Origin of the sequence: Flavivirga algicola, assembly GCF_012910715.1 — a bacterium.
Lineage (GTDB): Bacteria > Bacteroidota > Bacteroidia > Flavobacteriales > Flavobacteriaceae > Flavivirga > Flavivirga algicola.
In genome coordinates, this window is the sequence record NZ_JABBHF010000002.1 from 295,247 (window position 1) to 314,900 (window position 19,654).

The 19,654-nt window shown below is 34.0% G+C and carries 18 protein-coding genes; 12 read left to right on the top strand and 6 right to left on the bottom strand.

From position 1 onward, the window contains the following. Positions 1-25: 25 nt before the first annotated feature. From HHX25_RS04230 to HHX25_RS04240, 3 genes are read right to left on the bottom strand one after another with little or no spacing between them, the layout of a single operon-like run. Positions 26-541, bottom strand: a complete 516-nt coding sequence (locus HHX25_RS04230; RefSeq protein ID WP_169670475.1) for a Spy/CpxP family protein refolding chaperone — start codon at positions 539-541, stop codon at positions 26-28. A gap of 10 nt (positions 542-551) precedes the next feature. Beyond that, complete coding sequence (locus HHX25_RS04235; protein WP_169670477.1) at positions 552-863, bottom strand: hypothetical protein; 312 nt, start codon at positions 861-863, stop codon at positions 552-554. Between the two features lie 40 nt (positions 864-903). Beyond that, complete coding sequence (locus HHX25_RS04240; protein ID WP_169670479.1) at positions 904-1,482, bottom strand: RNA polymerase sigma factor; 579 nt, start codon at positions 1,480-1,482, stop codon at positions 904-906. Positions 1,483-1,558: 76 nt separating this feature from the next. On the opposite strand from HHX25_RS04240, the gene HHX25_RS04245 reads away from it, so the two are divergent. The 8 genes from HHX25_RS04245 (at position 1,559) to purL (ending at position 9,596) form a co-directional block, all read left to right on the top strand. After that, complete coding sequence (locus HHX25_RS04245; RefSeq protein WP_169670481.1) at positions 1,559-2,773, top strand: RsmB/NOP family class I SAM-dependent RNA methyltransferase; 1,215 nt, start codon at positions 1,559-1,561, stop codon at positions 2,771-2,773. An 84-nt stretch (positions 2,774-2,857) separates the two neighbouring features. After that, on the top strand, positions 2,858-3,079 hold the full coding sequence (locus tag HHX25_RS04250) for a hypothetical protein (RefSeq protein ID WP_169670484.1): 222 nt from the start codon (positions 2,858-2,860) through the stop codon (positions 3,077-3,079). Then, complete coding sequence (locus HHX25_RS04255; RefSeq protein ID WP_169670486.1) at positions 3,080-3,352, top strand: type II toxin-antitoxin system RelE/ParE family toxin; 273 nt, start codon at positions 3,080-3,082, stop codon at positions 3,350-3,352. Between the two features lie 93 nt (positions 3,353-3,445). Then, positions 3,446-3,985 (top strand): dihydrofolate reductase family protein, encoded by a 540-nt coding sequence (locus HHX25_RS04260; RefSeq protein WP_169670489.1) that lies wholly within the window; start codon positions 3,446-3,448, stop codon positions 3,983-3,985. Next, the gene (locus HHX25_RS04265) at positions 3,985-4,845 is read left to right on the top strand and encodes a fructosamine kinase family protein (RefSeq protein WP_169670491.1); all 861 of its coding nucleotides are present in this window, start codon (positions 3,985-3,987) and stop codon (positions 4,843-4,845) included. The genes HHX25_RS04260 and HHX25_RS04265 overlap by 1 nt, the downstream gene beginning before the upstream one ends. Positions 4,846-5,001: 156 nt before the next feature. Continuing rightward, a complete protein-coding gene (locus HHX25_RS04270; RefSeq protein WP_169670493.1) occupies positions 5,002-5,544 on the top strand; it encodes a DUF6934 family protein in 543 nt (180 codons plus the stop codon). Between the two features lie 27 nt (positions 5,545-5,571). Then, a complete protein-coding gene (locus HHX25_RS04275; protein WP_169670495.1) occupies positions 5,572-5,742 on the top strand; it encodes a hypothetical protein in 171 nt (56 codons plus the stop codon). 200 nt (positions 5,743-5,942) lie between these two features. After that, the gene (gene purL, locus HHX25_RS04280) at positions 5,943-9,596 is read left to right on the top strand and encodes a phosphoribosylformylglycinamidine synthase (protein ID WP_169670497.1); all 3,654 of its coding nucleotides are present in this window, start codon (positions 5,943-5,945) and stop codon (positions 9,594-9,596) included. Positions 9,597-9,674: 78 nt separating this feature from the next. Here the strand turns inward: purL and HHX25_RS04285 are convergent, their stop codons facing one another. From HHX25_RS04285 to pflB, 3 genes are read right to left on the bottom strand one after another with little or no spacing between them, the layout of a single operon-like run. Then, positions 9,675-10,931: an L-lactate MFS transporter gene (locus HHX25_RS04285; RefSeq protein WP_169670499.1), complete on the bottom strand. Its 1,257-nt coding sequence runs from the start codon at positions 10,929-10,931 to the stop codon at positions 9,675-9,677. Positions 10,932-10,969: 38 nt separating this feature from the next. Beyond that, positions 10,970-11,758, bottom strand: coding sequence for a pyruvate formate-lyase-activating protein (pflA, locus tag HHX25_RS04290; RefSeq protein ID WP_205957990.1), 789 nt, complete (start codon positions 11,756-11,758; stop codon positions 10,970-10,972). A gap of 45 nt (positions 11,759-11,803) precedes the next feature. Continuing rightward, positions 11,804-14,029: a formate C-acetyltransferase gene (gene pflB, locus HHX25_RS04295; protein ID WP_169670501.1), complete on the bottom strand. Its 2,226-nt coding sequence runs from the start codon at positions 14,027-14,029 to the stop codon at positions 11,804-11,806. A gap of 447 nt (positions 14,030-14,476) precedes the next feature. Between pflB and HHX25_RS04300 the strand changes: the two genes are divergently transcribed. The 4 genes from HHX25_RS04300 to HHX25_RS04315 all read left to right on the top strand — a co-directional run bounded on the left by HHX25_RS04300 (position 14,477) and on the right by HHX25_RS04315 (position 19,649). Further along, positions 14,477-16,246 (top strand): AMP-dependent synthetase/ligase, encoded by a 1,770-nt coding sequence (locus tag HHX25_RS04300; protein ID WP_169670503.1) that lies wholly within the window; start codon positions 14,477-14,479, stop codon positions 16,244-16,246. A gap of 121 nt (positions 16,247-16,367) precedes the next feature. Beyond that, positions 16,368-16,811, top strand: a complete 444-nt coding sequence (locus HHX25_RS04305) for a MarR family winged helix-turn-helix transcriptional regulator (protein WP_169670505.1) — start codon at positions 16,368-16,370, stop codon at positions 16,809-16,811. A 9-nt stretch (positions 16,812-16,820) separates the two neighbouring features. Beyond that, positions 16,821-19,229 carry a 3-hydroxyacyl-CoA dehydrogenase/enoyl-CoA hydratase family protein gene (locus tag HHX25_RS04310; protein WP_169670507.1) on the top strand — a complete coding sequence of 803 codons (2,409 nt, stop codon included), beginning with the start codon at positions 16,821-16,823 and terminating at the stop codon, positions 19,227-19,229. Between the two features lie 63 nt (positions 19,230-19,292). Further along, the gene (locus HHX25_RS04315; protein ID WP_169670524.1) at positions 19,293-19,649 is read left to right on the top strand and encodes a four helix bundle protein; all 357 of its coding nucleotides are present in this window, start codon (positions 19,293-19,295) and stop codon (positions 19,647-19,649) included. The last annotated feature ends 5 nt before the right edge of the window (positions 19,650-19,654 follow it).

Sequence of the window (19,654 nt, forward strand, 5' to 3'; positions counted from 1 at the left end):
GAAAGCCCTATAAAATGAAGCAAAATTAATGCATTGGTGGCGGTGGCCCAAACCCTGGACCGCCTTTTCTTAAAGGAGGTCTTTGCTCTTTTCTGCCTTCTTTATGAAGCGCTTCATTAATTATTTTTTTAAACTTTTCTTTTTGTTGCTCATTACACAATGCTTCAATAGCTTTAAGGTGATAAAAAGTTTCTATATCCCTTTCTTTTATTTTTTCACCTATCATGCTCGTAATAGAATCTATGCTATTTTCACTGGATGACTTATCAAATATTTGGTTAAACAAAGCCTCTTTTAATTGCTTGATCTCTCCTCCAATACCTCTCATTATATGATGATGTTCTCTATTAAGGTCTTCTAATTGAAACATTTGGTCTTCATCAAAGTTTAATTCTTTAACAATAAAACCAACAGGTCCTTTGCCTTTAGGCTGATTGTTATTTTCTGTTTTGTTGGAACCTCCCAAGTAATTAAATAGAAAAAAACCATTAACGACTATTAAAAATAGCAACAATACATATAAGAGTGCGTTCTTTTTCATAATCTCTTATTTAATTAAACAATGATGTGTCTGAACCTGAAGACAAACCATATGTCTCTGCAAACTCGCTTATATCTTCATCATATTTGTTATCGTCAAGCTGTGTAAAGGCCAATATGTTTAAAACAATAAAACAGACTAAAGTTGCCAATTGTAATTTAGGAGAAAACCATGTTCCAATTAATGGCACTTCTTCTTTCTCTGTAAACAACTTTTGCATGGTTTTATCCTTAAAAAAAGGAGATACCTTAACGGCTTCGATAGTGTCCACTGCACTTAAAGTATCCTTAACCTTATCCTCTATGTTTTTATTTATTTCCATGTTATATATAGTTAGATGCCATAACTTTTAAAAACTTGCGTTACTTTTCATTTTTATAATAATTCTCTAATAACCCTTGTAAATTTTTCTTCGCCCTGAACATGAGAGACTCCACCGAAGACAGACTTTTATTAATAATTTCTCCTATCTCTTTATTGCTCATTCCATCTATCTTGCTAAGTGTAAATACAGTTCTCTGATCTTCGGACAGTTGATTAATAGCAAGAAATAGTGTTTCACTTTTTTCTTTATTCTCTAAAATAATTCCAGGATGGTTCATCTCTGTAAAGTATTTCGTTTTATCCATAGGTAGGTCGTTACCCATTATGGATTGTAAAAAAGCAAAACGTTTTTTAGTATTCCTTTTTCTTATAAATTCTAAACATTTATTAGTTGTAATACGATATATCCAAGTTGACAGTTTAGAATTCCCTTTAAATTTACGAATAGAATTAAAAACCTCCATAAAAACATCCTGAGCTATATCTTCAGCATCTTCTTTATTGGGCACAAATGATATGCAAGTCGCAAATACCTTGTCCTGAAAATCATCAATCAACTTACTATAAGCCGATTGTTTTCCTGCATTTAGATCATTAATAAAATTTTGCTCTGCCAAGGGATTCTTTTAATGCACGCAAATTAGGAAATTAATTGCTGAATTAAATGTAACTTTGCAGCCTTATTTAAATAACATGCGATTACATAGAAATCTTTGCTTTTCAGTTATAGACGGATTAACCTTAATTTTTAATGAAGGTAAGTATGCCGATAAAGTTATTCAGCAACTCCTAAAAAGAGATAAACGCTGGGGGGCCAGAGATAGAGCTTTTGTAGCTGAAACGACTTATGACATTGTACGCTGGAAACGTTTGTACGCTGAAATCGCCGAAGTAAAAGAGCCTTTTAATAGAGATAATTTATGGCGTATGTTTGCTGTTTGGGCAACTTTGAAAGGTATAAAACTACCAGATTGGAAATATTTCGAAAAGACGCCTACCCGAAAAATAAAAGGACGTTTTGATGAGTTTTCGAAAATCAGAAAATTTAGAGAATCCATTCCAGATTGGATAGATAATGTTGGTTTAGAGGAATTAGGTGAAGAGAAGTGGACTAAAGAAATAGCGATGCAAAATGAGCAAGCTGATGTTATTTTGAGAACCAACACCCTAAAAACCACCAAAGAAAAATTACAAAATATACTTTTCGATCAAGGCATCGAAACCGAACCTATTAAGGGTTACAACTCTGCTCTTAAATTAGTTGAACGCGCTAACGTTTTTGTAACTGATGCCTTTAAAAATGGTTTTTTTGAAGTTCAGGATGCATCATCGCAGTTAGTGGCCGATTTTCTAGATGTAAAACCAGGCATGAAAGTGGTCGACACATGTGCTGGTGCTGGTGGCAAAACATTGCACATTGCTTCGCTGATGGAAAATAAAGGTCAAATTGTTGCTATGGATATTTACGAAAGTAAGCTCAAAAAATTAAAAGTTAGAGCGAGACGTAACGGTGTTCATAATGTGGAACTAAAAGTTATTGATTCTACTAAACCAATTAAAAAATTATACAATAAAGCAGACCGCGTTTTAATAGATGCACCTTGTTCTGGTTTAGGCGTATTGCGTAGAAACCCAGATGCTAAGTGGAAACTGGAACCTGAATTTTTAGATCGCATTAGAGAGACCCAACAAGAAGTATTACAGCAGTATTCTAAAATGGTAAAACCAAACGGAAAGCTGGTGTATGCGACCTGCTCTGTACTACCATCAGAAAATCAAAACCAAGTGGAAGCTTTTTTAAAATCTGAAGCAGGTACAAATTTTTCTTTAGTAAAAGACAAAAAGGTTCTAGCACATACTTCTGGTTTTGACGGGTTCTACATGGCTCTTTTGGAAAGAAAAGGTTAAATTATTATATCTCACAACTAAAAGTACCGAGTAGTAGTCCGCTAAAAATAGCTATATTTTTTATCTTTGGTAAAAACTCTGTGAATGGATTTACAAACCAGAAAATTAGAATTCATTAAAGAATTTCTAAAAATTCAAAGTGAAGATATTATAGAGCGTCTCGAAAAGTTATTAAAAAAAGAAAAAACTACTGATTTCTGGAACGGCTTATCACCTGAACAAAAAAAAGAAATTGAAAAAGCTTCTCTAGAAATTAAAAATGGAAAAGTCACTGATTACGATTCATTTATCCAGAAACACAAATAAATGAATAGAAAAGTTGTAATTTCTAAAACTGCTGAAAAGAAATCAGAACAACTTTTCTCTTTTTTAATTAAAAAGTGGTCTTTACAGGTAAAACTAGGGTTTATTGAGAAATTAGATACTTCTGTCCAAATTATTCGAAACCAACCAGAATCCTTTCCTGAATCGAAAATTAAAAAGGGTTTAAGAAAATATGTCATTACAAAACAAACAACTTTGTTTTACAGGTTTGATTCCAAAAATATATTTGTAGTAGCTATCTTTGATACAAGATAACACCCCAAAAAGCTTAGAAAGGAACTTTAAATTCTTTAGCTTTAAATATATTTCTGAGTCTTTTTATTTTATTTAAACAAACTCAAATATGATATGAAATATAAAAACATTGTATTTATTGGTAAAAGCTTAGACGGTTTTATTGCTGGTAAAAACGGTGAGCTAGATTGGTTGGATATGATTCCAAACCCAGAACAAAATGGCATGGGTTATTATGATTTAATGGATGAAATAGATGCCATCGTGATGGGTAAAACAACCTTCGAAACGGTTCTTAATTTTGGTATAGATTGGCCCTATAAAAAGCATGTATTTGTATTAAGTTATTCTTTAAATCAAACCCCTAAAGCACTTGAAGAAAAAGTAACCTTACTAAAAGGCAACGAAAAGGATGTTTTAAATACTATCCATAACAGAGGATTTCTCAACCTGTACATAGATGGTGGCAAAACAGTTCAAAATTTTCTTAAAGCCGATTTAATTGACGAGCTAAGAATTTCAACCATTCCAATTCTATTGGGCGATGGTATTCCGTTATTTGATGTCCTTCCTAAATCACTAGTGTTTAATCATGTTAAAACAGAAGTATTTCTTGATCAAATTGTTCAAAGTCATTATAAACGAAAAAGGTGATGAACCATGATTTAAGATCATATGTATCAACCCTTCTTAAAGAATCCATAATTAAAGTTTTTTCCGTTCAAGGTGGTGATATTTCAAAGGCATACCGTATTGACACTCCAAAAAATTCCTATTTCTTAAAATTAAATGGAGCAATTAATGCTAAAAAAATGTTTCAATCTGAAGCCCACGGGCTGCAGTTGATTCGCAAAACAAGTACTATAAAAACACCAAAGGTTTTAGCTTACGATACTTTTGAAGATACTGCCTTTTTATTAATGGAATTTATTGAAAACAAATCTCCTTCATCTGAAGATTCTAAAAACTTAGGACTTCAATTAGCTGCATTACACAAATGTACGTCTGAAGATTTTGGCTTAGGTCAGGACAATTTTATTGGGAGCTTAGCGCAAAGTAACACGCAACATAAAACCTGGTTAGATTTTTACATTTACGAACGCTTATTACCGCAACTAGAGCTAGCTCAACAAAAGCGGTTGCTTTCTAAAAACGAGTGCCCATCTATTCAGAAAATTGAAGACGTCTTAGAGTCACTGTTTGTAGATATAAAACCAGCCTTATTACACGGTGATTTATGGAGTGGTAATTATCTTATTTCTAAAGATGGCACACCGTATTTAATTGATCCCGCTAGCTATTATGGTCATTATGAAGTGGATATTGCTATGTCCAAGCTATTTGGTGGCTTTGATACATCTTTTTATGAAGCGTATTTCTCAAATTTAAAAAGCGACAAAAACACCTCAGCAAGAATAGAAATCTATCAATTTTACTACCTTCTGGTGCATTTAAATTTATTTGGACATTCTTATTATGGTTCTGTGTTTTCTATCTTAAAAAAGTATTTTTAAATTCCTGAGACATGTATTGAACTTGCTCTATTAAGGTAGAAATTTTATAAATTAAACTAAAGTATTATAATGGATTCCTGCCTTAGCAGGAATAATAACGGCATATCACATTACGTAAAAAAAGTATTACCTTTAGCCTAGCAAAAATTATAGATATTGAATAACATACCTGCCTACAAAACCGAACTACTAAAATCTAAAACCAGAAAAATCCAATACCTATTTGAAAGTAAAGGACATAGGTCAATAATTAAAGCTATAGAATATACCCCAGTTGCCAAAAGAAACGGAAAAGTAATCTATAATTTAGGGTTTGGTGACTACAATGAAGAAAATGGTAATATTTTTGATGATTCCAATAGTAATAATGGTGATATGAGAAAAGTATTTAGTACCGTTCTTAATACCATCCCAGAATTCTTTAAAGAAAATGAAGATGCTGCTATTTGGGTACAAGGTAGCGATAGTGCCGATAAATTTAAAGCACTTTGTGAGTCTAATTGCAAAAAGAACTGTGATGATATTTGCAAAAACTTTAACAGAAGAATTAAAACTTACCGGTACTACGTAAATAAAAATTTCATTGAACTAAGTAAAGAGTATGCCTTTTTTGGGTTGACAAATGAAAAAAAAGCCAATTTAACACAATATATCCCTGAAAACGAATACATTGGTATTTTGGTTTTTAAGAAAAAATGAAGTAAATTTGTATAACATTTAGAAAAAATGGGAAGAAAAAAACAAATACTAAAAGCTACAAAAGTGCTTTCTATGTCTAAAACGACAAAAGAGCGCATATCCAGTATTGCCAAAGATATTAAAGGCAAAGAATTGTTCCCTGAAAAAACAGAATTGGCTAAAAAAACATTAAGCTCTATTAAATCGCTCCCAATTTAAGATAGTTTCTTACGGATATATAAATAAAGAAACAAGCGTAAACCAAATTAGTTTGCCTTGTTTGTTTATAAACAATGTATTTTTTCTATGTTCAAAACCTCGTGAATAACTCTCAATTATCCCGAGCATATTTTTACAAGAAATTCGACCAAAAAGAAGTAAATTTGCACTTTCTTTAAACACACACAAATTAAGACATAATGATTCATTTCTTTGGAAACGTAACCAGCAAGATATTTGCTGTTCAAACAACAAAAGAATTATCAACAGAAGCCACATCAAAATTAGTGTGGTTATTTGGCAACCAGCCCAAAATAGAACAAGCATCTCTCGATGCTTTTTTTGTTGGTCCACGTGCTGCCATGATAACCCCTTGGAGCACCAATGCTGTAGAAATAACTCAAAACATGGGGATTTCTGATATTATTAGAATTGAAGAATTTCAAGCTATTTCTAAGGATTTTAAAGCATTCGATCCTATGATTTCAGAAAAATTCAATGGATTGAATCAAAATTCTTTCACCATTGATATCAAACCAGAAGCTATCCTTGATATAGAAGATATAGCTGCTTACAATCAAAAAGAAGGTTTATCATTAAGCGATGAAGAAGTTGAATATTTAGAAGGTGTTTCAAAAAAAATAGGCCGACCACTAACTGATTCCGAAGTTTTTGGTTTTTCACAAGTAAACTCAGAACATTGCCGCCATAAAATCTTTAACGGAACATTTGTTATTGATGGTGAAGAAAAACCAATATCACTTTTCAAGCTAATAAAAGAAACATCAAAACAACACCCTAACGATATTGTTTCTGCATATAAAGATAACGTAGCCTTTATAAAAGGGCCTAAAGTAGAACAATTTGCTCCAAAACGGGCAGATGTTCCAGATTACTATACTACAGAAGCATTCGAATCTGTTATTTCACTTAAAGCAGAGACACATAACTTCCCCACAACTGTTGAGCCCTTTAATGGGGCTGCTACGGGTTCTGGCGGAGAAATTAGAGATCGGCTAGCTGGTGGAAAGGGGTCTATTCCTCTAGCGGGAACGGCTGTTTATATGACATCATACTCCCGATTAGAAGAAAATCGTCCTTGGGAAAAAGCTGTTGAGGAACGCAAATGGTTGTATCAAACACCTATGGATATTTTAATAAAAGCATCTAATGGAGCTTCTGACTTTGGTAACAAATTTGGGCAACCACTTATTTGTGGCTCTGTGCTAACTTTCGAACATGAAGAAGATGCTCGTAAAATTGGTTTCGATAAGGTAATTATGCAAGCTGGAGGCATAGGCTACGGTAAAATAGATCAAGCTTTAAAAGATACACCAAAAACGGGAGACAAAATAGTCATTCTTGGAGGTGAAAATTATCGCATAGGAATGGGAGGTGCTGCGGTTTCTAGTGCCGACACTGGAGAATTTGCTTCTGGTATCGAATTAAACGCGGTACAACGTTCTAATCCAGAAATGCAAAAACGAGCTGCAAATGCTGTTCGAGGCATGGTAGAAAGCGACGAAAATTTTATTGTTTCTATTCATGATCATGGTGCTGGTGGTCATTTAAACTGCTTATCTGAACTTGTTGAGGATACAGGTGGAAAAATAGATTTAGATGCCCTACCTGTTGGAGATCCTACGCTTTCTGATAAAGAGATAATAGGTAACGAATCTCAAGAACGTATGGGCTTAGTGATTTCCGAAGAACATATAAAAACGCTTCATAAAATTGCAGATCGCGAACGTTCTCCAATGTATACCGTTGGGGATGTTACTGGTGATGATCGCTTTACATTCCAATCTAAAACCAAAGGTAACAAACCAATGGATTTAGCTATGGAAGATATGTTTGGGAGCTCCCCTAAAACAATAATGACCGATAAAACCGTCAATAGAATATACGGTGATGTGAGTTATAATTCTGATAACTTTTACGATTATTTAGATCAGGTATTACAATTAGAAGCAGTTGCTTGTAAAGACTGGCTAACCAATAAAGTAGATCGATGTGTTGGTGGAAAGGTTGCCAAACAACAATGCGCAGGCCCCCTACAATTACCTTTAAATAATGTTGGTGTCATGGCATTAGATTATAAAGGTAAAGAAGGTATCGCAACATCTATTGGACACTCCCCTATTTCTGGATTGATTAATCCTGTTGCTGGCAGTAGAAATTCTATTACTGAGGCTTTGACCAATATTATCTGGGCACCTTTAAAAGATGGACTGCAATCCGTTTCATTATCTGCAAACTGGATGTGGCCTTGTAAAAATGAAGGAGAAGATGCGCGTTTATATGAAGCAGTGAAAGCTGTTTCAGAATTTTCAATTGATTTAGGAGTTAATGTTCCAACAGGAAAAGATTCTTTATCAATGAAACAAAAATATCCGAATGAAGAAATTATAGCTCCAGGAACCGTTATTATCTCTGCTGGAGCAAACTGCAACGATATCTCTAAAGTCATAGAACCTGTTTTCAACAAAAAAGGCGGAGATGTATACTACATCAACATATCACAAGACGATTTTAAATTGGGAGGAAGTTCATTTGCCCAAATAGTCAATAAAATAGGTAATGAAACCCCAAATGTAAAAGACGCTACTTACGTTAAAAACGTATTCAATACCATTCAAAATTTAATAAGAGACGAGAAAATCGTGGCAGGACACGATGTAGCCTCTGGTGGATTGATTACAACACTTTTAGAAATGTGCTTTGCTGATGTTAATCTTGGTGCTGAATTGGATGTATCTAATTTAGGTGAAAAAGACGCATTCAAATTATTATTTTCTGAAAATTCAGGAATTGTTATTCAGTCAAAAGACAATTCGATTGAATCTGTTTTAAATGATGCGCATATTAAATTTCATAACATCGGAAAAGTGACAGAAAGTGATACTTTAAGTATTATTAACCATACTGAAGTGTTTACAATGACAGTTTCCAGATTACGTGATGTTTGGTACAAAACATCATACTTATTAGATCAAAAACAAACAGCAAATGACCTAGCTGAAGATAGATTTAACAATTATAAAAATCAACCTTTACAATATATATTTCCTAAACAATTTACTGGAAAACTACCAGAACTAAACGGCAATAGACCTAAAGCAGCCATTCTTCGTGAAAAAGGCAGTAATTCTGAACGTGAAATGGCTAATGCTATGTATTTAGCTGGGTTTGATGTAAAAGATGTCCACATGACCGATTTGATTTCTGGCAGGGAAACTCTTGAAGATATTCAGTTTTTAGGTGCCGTTGGTGGGTTTAGCAACTCAGACGTATTGGGATCTGCCAAAGGGTGGGCAGGTGCGATTAAATATAACGAAAAAGCGAAAAAGGCTATTCAAAATTTCTTTGATAGAGAAGATACTTTATCAGTTGGCATTTGTAATGGCTGCCAACTGTTTATGGAACTTGAAGAAATCAACCCAGATCATGAAATACATGGTAAAATGCGCCATAATGATTCTAACAAGCATGAGAGTTCATTTACTTCGGTAAAAATTCAGGAGAATAACTCTGTAATGCTTTCAACACTGGCTGGAAACACTTTAGGGGTCTGGATTTCTCATGGTGAAGGGAAATTTGATTTACCATATGCTGAAGACCAATATCATATTGTTGCAAAATATGGCTACGAAGAATATCCTCATAACCCCAATGGTTCCGATTTTAACACAGCTATGATGTGTGATAAAACAGGGAGGCATTTAGTAACGATGCCACATATAGAGCGTTCGACATTCCAGTGGAATTGGGCAAACTATCCAGATGGAAGACAAGACGAAGTATCTCCTTGGTTAGAAGCTTTTGTGAATGCTCGAAAATGGATTGAAAAGTAAACTAAAAAAACATAGTCATAAAAAAGCCCTTTCAATTAATTTTAAAAGGGCTTTTCTCGACTAAGACAAAACAATGCGCTAAGCAAAATTTAGTTTTTTATTTATCTTTTTATAAGCTTGATTTACCGTTCGTTTCATTAATAATGATACTATAAGTGCTATAACAAATAGACCTGCAAAGACCTCTAAAGTAGCATCTAATGATCCCGTAGCATTTTTAACAACATCATAAATTGTAGGACCTACAACTCCTGCTAATCCCCAGGCTGCTAGTACCATACCATGTATAGCCCCTAATTGTTTGGTTCCAAATAAATCACCTAAAAATGCTGGCAACGTTGCAAAGCCCCCTCCATACATAGTGATAACTGTAAATAAAACGACTAGAAAAGCTAATTCCATTGAAATTTTTGGCAAGAAAAAGAAAGCCAGAATTTGAAAAGCAAAAAATATGATATAAGTATTTGCGCGTCCTAAGTAATCTGAAAGGCTGGACCACATGATTCTACCCAGTCCATTGAAAACACCTATTAGTCCTACAATTGCTGCTGCTTCCATGGGTGTATAATTAAGTTTCTCTTGCATCATCGGACTTGCTGCAGATATAATGGCAATACCACAAGCAATATTAATAAACATCATAATCCAGATGTAATAAAAACGTGCCGTTTTTAGTGAAGCATTCGCATCTATATTTGCCATATCTGCTTTAATAGTTTTACCCTCTCCTGGTTTAAAACCTTCTGGCATATACCCTTCTGGTGGTCTTTCAATATATCTTGCAGAAGACAATATCAATAGCATGTATATAGCGCCTAAAATGTAAAAGGCATTCGATACACCCACAGCATCAAAAAGCGATTGCATCACTGGCCCAAAAATTAAAGCCGCAAAACCAAAGCCCATAATGGCCATTCCTGTCGCCAAGCCACGTCTGTCTGGGAACCATTTTACCAAAGTACTTACTGGTGTAATATATCCAAGACCTAATCCAATCCCCCCTATAACACCATAGCAAAGGTAAAACAGCGTTAACGACTCTAATTGAACAGCAAGCCCAGAACCTAAAATACCAAAGCCGTAAAATAATCCAGCTGTTGTACCGCTTACTTTTGGTCCTACTTTCTCTACCCATCTACCTAAAAATGCTGCAGATAGCCCCAATAATAAAATAGCAATTTTAAATGCCCATTTTATAACACTACCATCAACATCAAAAATATCTTTTACGGGGTTGGTCATAACAGAATAAGCATAAACCGATCCAATTGAAATATGTATTCCAACTGCCGAAGCGGCTATTAACCAACGATTCTTAAGTTTTTGTGTTTGCATAATATTTATATTTAAGTGTTGATAACGAGCAACACTTTTTAATTTATTTTAACTTCTTTAAAGTAATTTTTTAAAATCTCGACTGCGGCATCAATTTCTTCTTCTGTATTCTCGCGTGCATCTTTTAGTTGGTAATCCCAACCTAAAGCTTCCCACTTATGAATACCTAACTTATGATAAGGTTGAAGTTCAATTTTTTCAATGGTTTTGTAATCCTTAAAATACGTCCCCATTTGATGCAAAAGTTCAGGTTTATTAGTAATCTCTGGTATAAGCACATACCTTAACCACATTTTTTTCCCTGAAGCCTCCCTATGTTTAGCAAAAGTGAAAGTGGTTTCTTTATTACGCATTCCTGTTAAAGCTTCATATCCTGCTTCAGTCATATGCTTTATATCTAACATGACTAAATCTGCATAGGTATCTAATAATTCTTCTGTAAAATGGTTTAATATTCTACCATTAGTGTCAATATTAGTATGAATACCTTCTTCTTTTAAGCGTTTAAAAAAAGGGATTAATTCTTTAGACTGCAACAAAGGCTCGCCTCCTGAAACTGTGACCCCTCCTTTTTTGCCAAAATATGATTTCATATTCAACGCCATATCTACCAACTCATCTATATGGTAAAGTTTACCTCCTGTTGTATTAATTGTGTCTGGATTATGACAATACAAGCACTTTAATTTACATCCTTGTAAAAATATAACCATACGAACTCCAGGACCATCATGCGTTCCAAAGGATTCAATAGAATGCACTCTTAATATGTTCTCTTCTGTTTTGATAGGACAATTTTTTGAAATTAGTATCCGCAAAAGAAGCATGATGCTCCTTTTGCAGATACTTCTTAATTAGAAATATTAATAAAACTACATGGACTCGTGGAAAGAACGTGTTATAACTTCTAATTGCTGCTCTTTTGTTAATCTTACAAAATTAACAGCGTAACCAGAAACACGAATTGTTAATTGTGGGTATTCCTCAGGATGCTCCATAGCATCAAGTAAAGTTTCTTTATTTAATACATTAACATTAATGTGCTGTGCATTCCTTAAGAAATAACCATCTAAAATGGATGTTAAATTTTCGATTCTATCTTCGTCATTAGCACCCAAAGACTTTGGCACTATTGAAAAAGTATTAGAAATACCATCTTGAGAATCTTTATAATCGATTTTTGCTACCGAGTTTAAGGATGCTATAGCACCTTGTGAATCACGACCATGCATCGGATTAGCCCCTGGTGCAAATGGAATACCTTTTGCCCTACCATCTGGTGTTGCTCCTGTTTTCTTTCCATAAGCAACATTCGATGTGATGGTTAACACAGACATAGTTGGTTCAGCATTTTTATAAACTGACAACTTCTTTAACTCATTATTAAAATCGGCCACCGCATTAGCAGCTAAAACATCTACCCTATCATCATCATTACCATAACAAGGAAACTCTCCTTCTATTTTAAAATCAACCGTTAAACCTTCTTCATTTCTAATTGGCTTTACTTTAGCATATTTAATTGCTGACAAAGAATCTGCCACAATTGATAAACCAGCAATACCGTAAGCTATATTGACACTTGGGTTGGTATCAATTAGTGCCATTTGAGCTTTTTCATAATAGTATTTATCGTGCATGTAGTGAATAATATTCATAGAATCATTATACACGCGCGCCACATCTTTCATGGCTATTTTAAAGTTAGCCATGACTTTATCGAAATCTAAATACTCACAATCACAAGCTTCAATACCATCAACCATTTTAGTGCCTGTTATTTCACAACGGCCACCGTTAATAGCTAATAATAATGTTTTGGCCAAGTTAGTACGTGCTCCAAAAAACTGAATAGATTTCCCTAATGCCTGATGCGATACGCAGCATGCTATTCCGTAATCGTCAGACCCTCTACTTTCTCTCATCAAAGCATCATTTTCAAATTGAATTGATGATGTGTCTATAGATACTTTAGCACAGTAATCTTTAAAGTTTTTTGGTAAATCTTCAGACCAAAGAATCGTCATATTAGGCTCTGGTGAAGGTCCTAAATTATATAAGGTATTCAAGAAACGGAAAGAGGTTTTAGTTACCTTCGTTCTCCCATCTTCAAACATCCCCCCTATAGCTTCAGTCACCCAAGTTGGATCACCAGCAAAAATTTCATCGTAAGCACTCATTCTTAAATGACGTACCATTCGAAGTTTCATGACAAACTGATCTATATATTCTTGAGCCTCTTCCTCAGTTATAAGCCCTTCCTGTAAATCATTTTCAATAAAAATATCTAAAAAGGTTGACACATTACCTAACGACATGGCTGCGCCATCTTGTTCTTTTACAGCAGCTAAATAAGCCATGTATGTCCATTGTACAGCTTCTTTCGCATTTTCAGCAGGACGGCTTAAATCTAAATCATATTTACCTCCTAATTCAATGATTTCTTTCAATGCTTTTATTTGCTCAGAGACTTCCTCTCGTAAACGAATAACAGCATCGCTCATTGGCCCTTCAATTTTCGCTAAATCTTCCTGTTTAGATTTAATCAAAAAATCAATTCCGTATAAAGCTACACGACGATAATCACCAATTATTCTACCACGTGCGTAGTTATCTGGAAGCCCAGTTAAGAAGCCTAATGAACGATACTTTTTTATTTCAGCATTATAGGCGTCAAAAACCCCATCATTATGAGTTTTAACATATTTTGAAAATAATTCTGTTAAGGCATCATTAGGTTTTACGCCATGCTCAGACAATGCCTTTTGAACTACTTTAAATCCGCCAAAAGGTTTCATGGTTCTTTTCAATAATTCGTCTGTTTGCAATCCTAAAATAACCTCATTATCTTTATCTATATATCCAGCATTAAAGGCGCTAACTGTCGAAATTGTTTCTGTATCTATAGAACGTACACCATTATTTTGTCGTTCTTCTTTAGTAGCTTGTTTGCATACTTCCCATAATTTTTGAGTTCTAGCACTTGGGCCAACCAAAAATTCTGATGTTCCATAATAAGGAGTAATGTTATTAATAACAAAATCCCTTACATCGACTTTTTCAGTCCAAATTCCGTAGTTAAATTGTTTTACTTCCATTGTTTTATTTTTATTAATATTTTATATAATCATGTTTGTTTTACTATTTCAAAGTTATATACTGGACCTAATTATAAAGCTGACAATTATCAGTAAATGGAAGTTTTTTTTATGGATTTTTTAACGAAAACGTTTGAGTTTTATCACTTTAAAAATAAAATATGTAAACTTTTAACCTTAGCAGGTATAAAAATTTAACAAAGAGATTAATTTCATGTGATTTCTCATTTATTATTATAAATTAGATACATTTTTCATAATAATTTAAAACAAACCAGTTTATTTAAGTTATTTCACAATAAATAACAAAATACGGTCCCCAAAATTTGAAAATCGATAAATACCCTTTCTAAAACATTTATAAACTGTTATAAAAATTCTATTTTGTTTACGCAATTTGAAAATCCTTTTTAATTTCATATTTTGCAATACAAGAAACTATTTTAAATGGCAGACGTTACACGAATTTTTGATTTTCCTTATTATCAATTAGAAACTTATAATTTAGATAAAGCACTCACTTCTAAGCACAAAGGTGAATGGTACTCTATTTCAACTCAAGAATATGTTAACCAAGCCAATGCTATTAGTAGAGGTTTATTGCGTTTAGGAGTACAACCAAATGATAAAATCGCTGTCATTTCTTCAACTAATAGAACAGAATGGAATGTTTTAGATATAGGTGTCCTTCAAATTGGTGCGCAAAATGTGCCGATTTATCCAACGATAGCTGCTGAAGATTACGAATATGTCTTAAACCATTCTGAATCTATTTATTGTTTCGTTTCCGATGCGGAAGTTTTAGATAAACTCAATGTTATAAAAGACAATACCAAACTTAAAGGAGTTTACACGTTTAATGATATTGAAGGCGAAAAAAGCTGGAAAGAAGTTTTAAAATTAGGTGAAGATACTAGCAACCAAAAAGAAGTTGAGTCCAGAAAAGAAGTCGTTAAACCAAATGATCTGGCTACTTTAATTTACACTTCGGGCACTACTGGTAAGCCCAAAGGTGTTATGTTATCTCATAATAATTTGGTATCTAATGTTATAGATAGCATGTCCAGAGTCCCTCTAGAAATAGGTAAATCTAGAGCCTTGAGTTTCTTACCTATTTGTCATGTTTTTGAAAGAATGATACTATATCTCTATCAATACTGTGGCATAGAAATATATTTTGCAGAAAGTATTGAGACCATAAGCGACAACTTGAAAGAGGTCAAACCTCAAGTTATGACAGCAGTTCCTAGGCTTTATGAAAAAATGTATGATAAAATAATAGCCAAGGGTACAGAATTAAAAGGTATAAAAAAGGTATTGTTTTTTTGGGCGGTGAACTTAGGTTTAAAATATGAGCCCTATGGTAAAAATGGCGGGTGGTACGAGTTTCAATTAAAAATAGCAAACAAAATTATTTTTAATAAGTGGCGAGAAGCACTAGGAGGTAACATTAATACCTTGATATCTGGAAGTGCTGCACTGCAACAACGACTCATCAGGGTGTTTTCTGCTGCAAAAATGGAAATACTAGAAGGTTACGGGCTAACAGAAACATCTCCTGTGGTTTCTGTAAATTGCCCTTTTAACGGAGGCATTAAGATTGGAACCGTAGGTCGAATTATTGACAATGTTGAAGTTAAAATTGCCGATGATGGAGAAATTTTGGTTAAAGGACCTAATGTCATGCTTGGTTATTATAAAGATCCTGAAAAAACTAAGGAGGTGATGACTGAAAATTATTTCCATACAGGTGATATAGGTGAAGTTGATGATGACAATTTCTTAAAAATTACAGATCGTAAAAAAGAAATGTTCAAAACTTCTGGTGGTAAGTATGTGGCTCCTGCCCTCTTAGAAAATCAATTTAAGCAATCTAGGTTTATTGAACAAATAATGATTATTGGAGAAGGCGAAAAAATGCCTGCCGCTTTAATCCAAATTAATTTCGAATTTGTTGAAGAATGGGGAAGACGTCATAACATAACTTTCCAATCTAAAAATGATATCATCACCAACCCCAAGTTATTAGAGCGCATTCAAGAAGAAATTGACAATGCCAATAAAAACTTTGGTAAGTGGGAACAGATTAAAAAATTCGAAATAACCCCAGATGTTTGGTCAATTGACGCCGGCCACTTAACACCTACAATGAAAATGAAAAGAAAAGTGATTAAGACTAAATATGTAGATTTAATAGAAAAAATCTATAGGTCATAACTTTAAAAATCATATAACACATTTTCAATACTCTCTCAATTAAATTGTGTTAAGTTTTATATAATTTATTATGCATGCATAATAAATTTTCATATCTTTGGTCTCCAACCAACCAGATATTATGAAAGATAAAACAATAGACTATATACTAAGGACAACATGGCTTGCAGTGCAAAAAATGTATAATGAAGAGGCTGCAAAATTTGATAGTACTATGGCAACGGGCTTTACTTTATTGAGTATAGACCCAGAAAAAGGAACGCCTTCTACCGCTTTAGGACCTAAAATGGGTATGGAAGCCACGAGTTTATCAAGAATATTGAAAACGATGGAATCTAAAGGACTAATTGAGCGTAAACCCAATCCAAAAGATGGTCGTGGTGTTATCATTTCTCTCACTGAATTTGGTCTTGAAAAAAGAACCTATTCAAGAGATAAAGTTTTAACATTTAATGAAACTATAAGAAATAACGTTTCTGAAGAAAAATTAAACAGTTTTTATGAAGTCGCCGAAGTCATTAACGAACTGGTAACGAATAAAAAAATATATAATCAAAACGAGTAGTAGTATAAAATGAGTAAACGTAGAATAAAAAAAGTGGCCATAATTGGCTCAGGTATTATGGGAAGTGGTATTGCATGCCATTTCGCTAATATAGGCGTCGATGTTTTATTACTTGATATAGTCCCAAGAGAACTAAATGACAAAGAGAAATCCAAAGGTTTAACACTCGAAGATAAAGGCGTAAGAAACAGATTGGTTAATGATGCCCTTGCTACAGCATTAAAATCAAAGCCTTCCCCTATTTATCATCCCAAATTTGCAAATCGTATTACAACTGGTAATTTAGAAGACGATATTGCTAAGGTTGCCAATGTTGATTGGATTATGGAAGTTGTTGTTGAACGTTTAGATATAAAACAACAGGTTTTTGAATCGCTAGAAAAACACAGAACGCCTGGTACTTTAATTACCAGTAATACTTCTGGTATTCCTATTAAGTTTATGAGTGAAGGGAGAAGTGAAGATTTTCAAAAACATTTTTGCGGTACACACTTTTTTAATCCTGCACGCTACTTAAAGCTATTCGAAATCATTCCTGGCCCCAAAACAGATACCTCGGTTTTAGAATTCCTTAATGAGTATGGCGAACAATTCCTGGGAAAAACATCTGTCGTGGCTAAAGACACTCCTGCTTTTATTGGAAACCGCATTGGCATCTTTAGTATCATGAGTTTATTCCACGCTGTTAAAGATATGGAGCTAACCATTGAAGAAGTCGATAAATTAACAGGTCCTGTTATTGGTAGACCAAAATCTGCTACATTTAGAACAGTCGATGTTGTTGGTTTGGACACTTTAGTTCATGTAGCAAATGGTATTGCAGAAAACTGTAAAGAAGATGAACAACTGGAACTCTTTAAACTTCCAGGTTTCATTAGTACCATGGTAAAAAACAAATGGTTGGGAAGCAAAACCAAACAAGGGTTTTATAAAAAAACGGTTTCTGCAGAAGGCAAAAAAGAAATCCTATCATTAGATTTAAACACTTTAGAGTATCGCTCTGCACAAAAAGCAAAATTCGCTACTCTGGAATTGACCAAAACTATCGATAAGGTTGTAGACCGGTTCAAAGTATTAGTCTCAGGTAAAGATAAAGCTGGCAAATTTTACAGAAAAAGTTTCGCTGCCCTATTCGCATATGTCTCGAATCGTATTCCTGAAATAACAGATGAATTGTATAAGATTGATGATGCCATGAAAGCTGGTTTTGGATGGGAACATGGTCCCTTTCAAATTTGGGATGCTATAGGAGTCGAGGCTGGTATAGAAATAATGAAAGCAGAAGGTTTAGCACCAGCACCCTGGGTAAACGATATGTTAAAAGCAGGAAGCAAATCATTCTATTCTGTAAAAGAAGGTGCTACTTATGCTTACGATATTCCAAAGCAAACACAAGAAAAAATACCTGGGCAAGATGCCTTTATCATCTTAGATAATATTAGAAAATCTAATGAAGTATTTAAAAACTCAGGGGTAGTCATTGAAGATTTAGGAGATGGTATATTAAACTGTGAATTCCAGTCTAAAATGAATACGATTGGAGGGGATGTTTTAGCAGGACTTAATAAGGCCATTGATCTGGCCGAAAAAGAATATCAGGGATTAATTGTTGGTAACCAAGGCGCCAATTTCTCAGTTGGCGCTAATATTGGTATGATATTCATGATGGCCGTAGAACAGGAATATGACGAACTTAATGCTGCCATTAAGTATTTTCAAGATACCATGATGCGTATGCGTTACTCGGCGATTCCAACCATTTCGGCACCACACGGCATGTCTTTAGGTGGCGCCTGCGAATTATCAATGCACGCCGATAAAGTAGTTGCTGCCGCAGAAACCTATATCGGTTTGGTAGAGTTTGGTGTTGGTGTGATTCCTGGCGGAGCTGGTTCAAAAGAAATGGCTTTAAGGGCTTCTGATACTTTTAGAAAAGGCGATGTAGAATTAAACACTTTACAAGAATACTTTTTAACCATCGGTATGGCAAAAGTGGCAACATCTGCTTATGAAGCTTTCGATTTGGGTGTCCTTCAGAAAGGAAAAGATATTGTCGTTATTAATAAAGACCGGCAGATAGCCACTGCAAAAGCGCACGCTAAATTAATGGCTGAAGCTGGTTACACGCAGCCCGTAAAACGCAAAGACGTAAAAGTACTCGGAAAACAAGCTTTAGGTATGTTTTTAGTTGGAACCGACTCTATGGAAGCTGCAAATTATATAAGTGAACATGATCATAAAATAGCAAATAAATTGGCTTATGTGATGGCAGGGGGTGATTTATCCGAACCTACCCTAGTTACCGAACAATATTTATTGGATTTAGAACGTGAAGCTTTCTTAAGTTTATGTACCGAACGGAAGACCTTAGAACGCATACAGCATATGTTGAAGACTGGGAAACCGCTTCGTAATTAAATAGTGTATAAGTACGAAGTATTAAGTATGGAGTACATAGAAAATCGAATTAAATTTTTTACTATGCATAGATTTGAAGAATTGAAAATATGGCAAAAAGCAATGGATATAACGGAAAACTGTTATAAAGCATCCGAAAATTTCCCAAAAGAAGAGAAGTTCAATTTAACATCTCAACTTAGAAGAAGTGCCATTTCCATCCCTTCAAATATTGCTGAAGGTGCAGGAAGAAATACCAATGGGGAATTCAAACAATTTTTAGGGATTGCGAATGGTTCTTCCTTTGAATTATTAACACAATTATATTTATCTAAAAGGCTAAATTTAATAACAGAGCAAAAAGTAAGGCCTATCATTAACGAAATTCTCGAAATTACAAAAATGAATTATTCACTTCAGAAATCACTTATGAAGTCTTAATACTT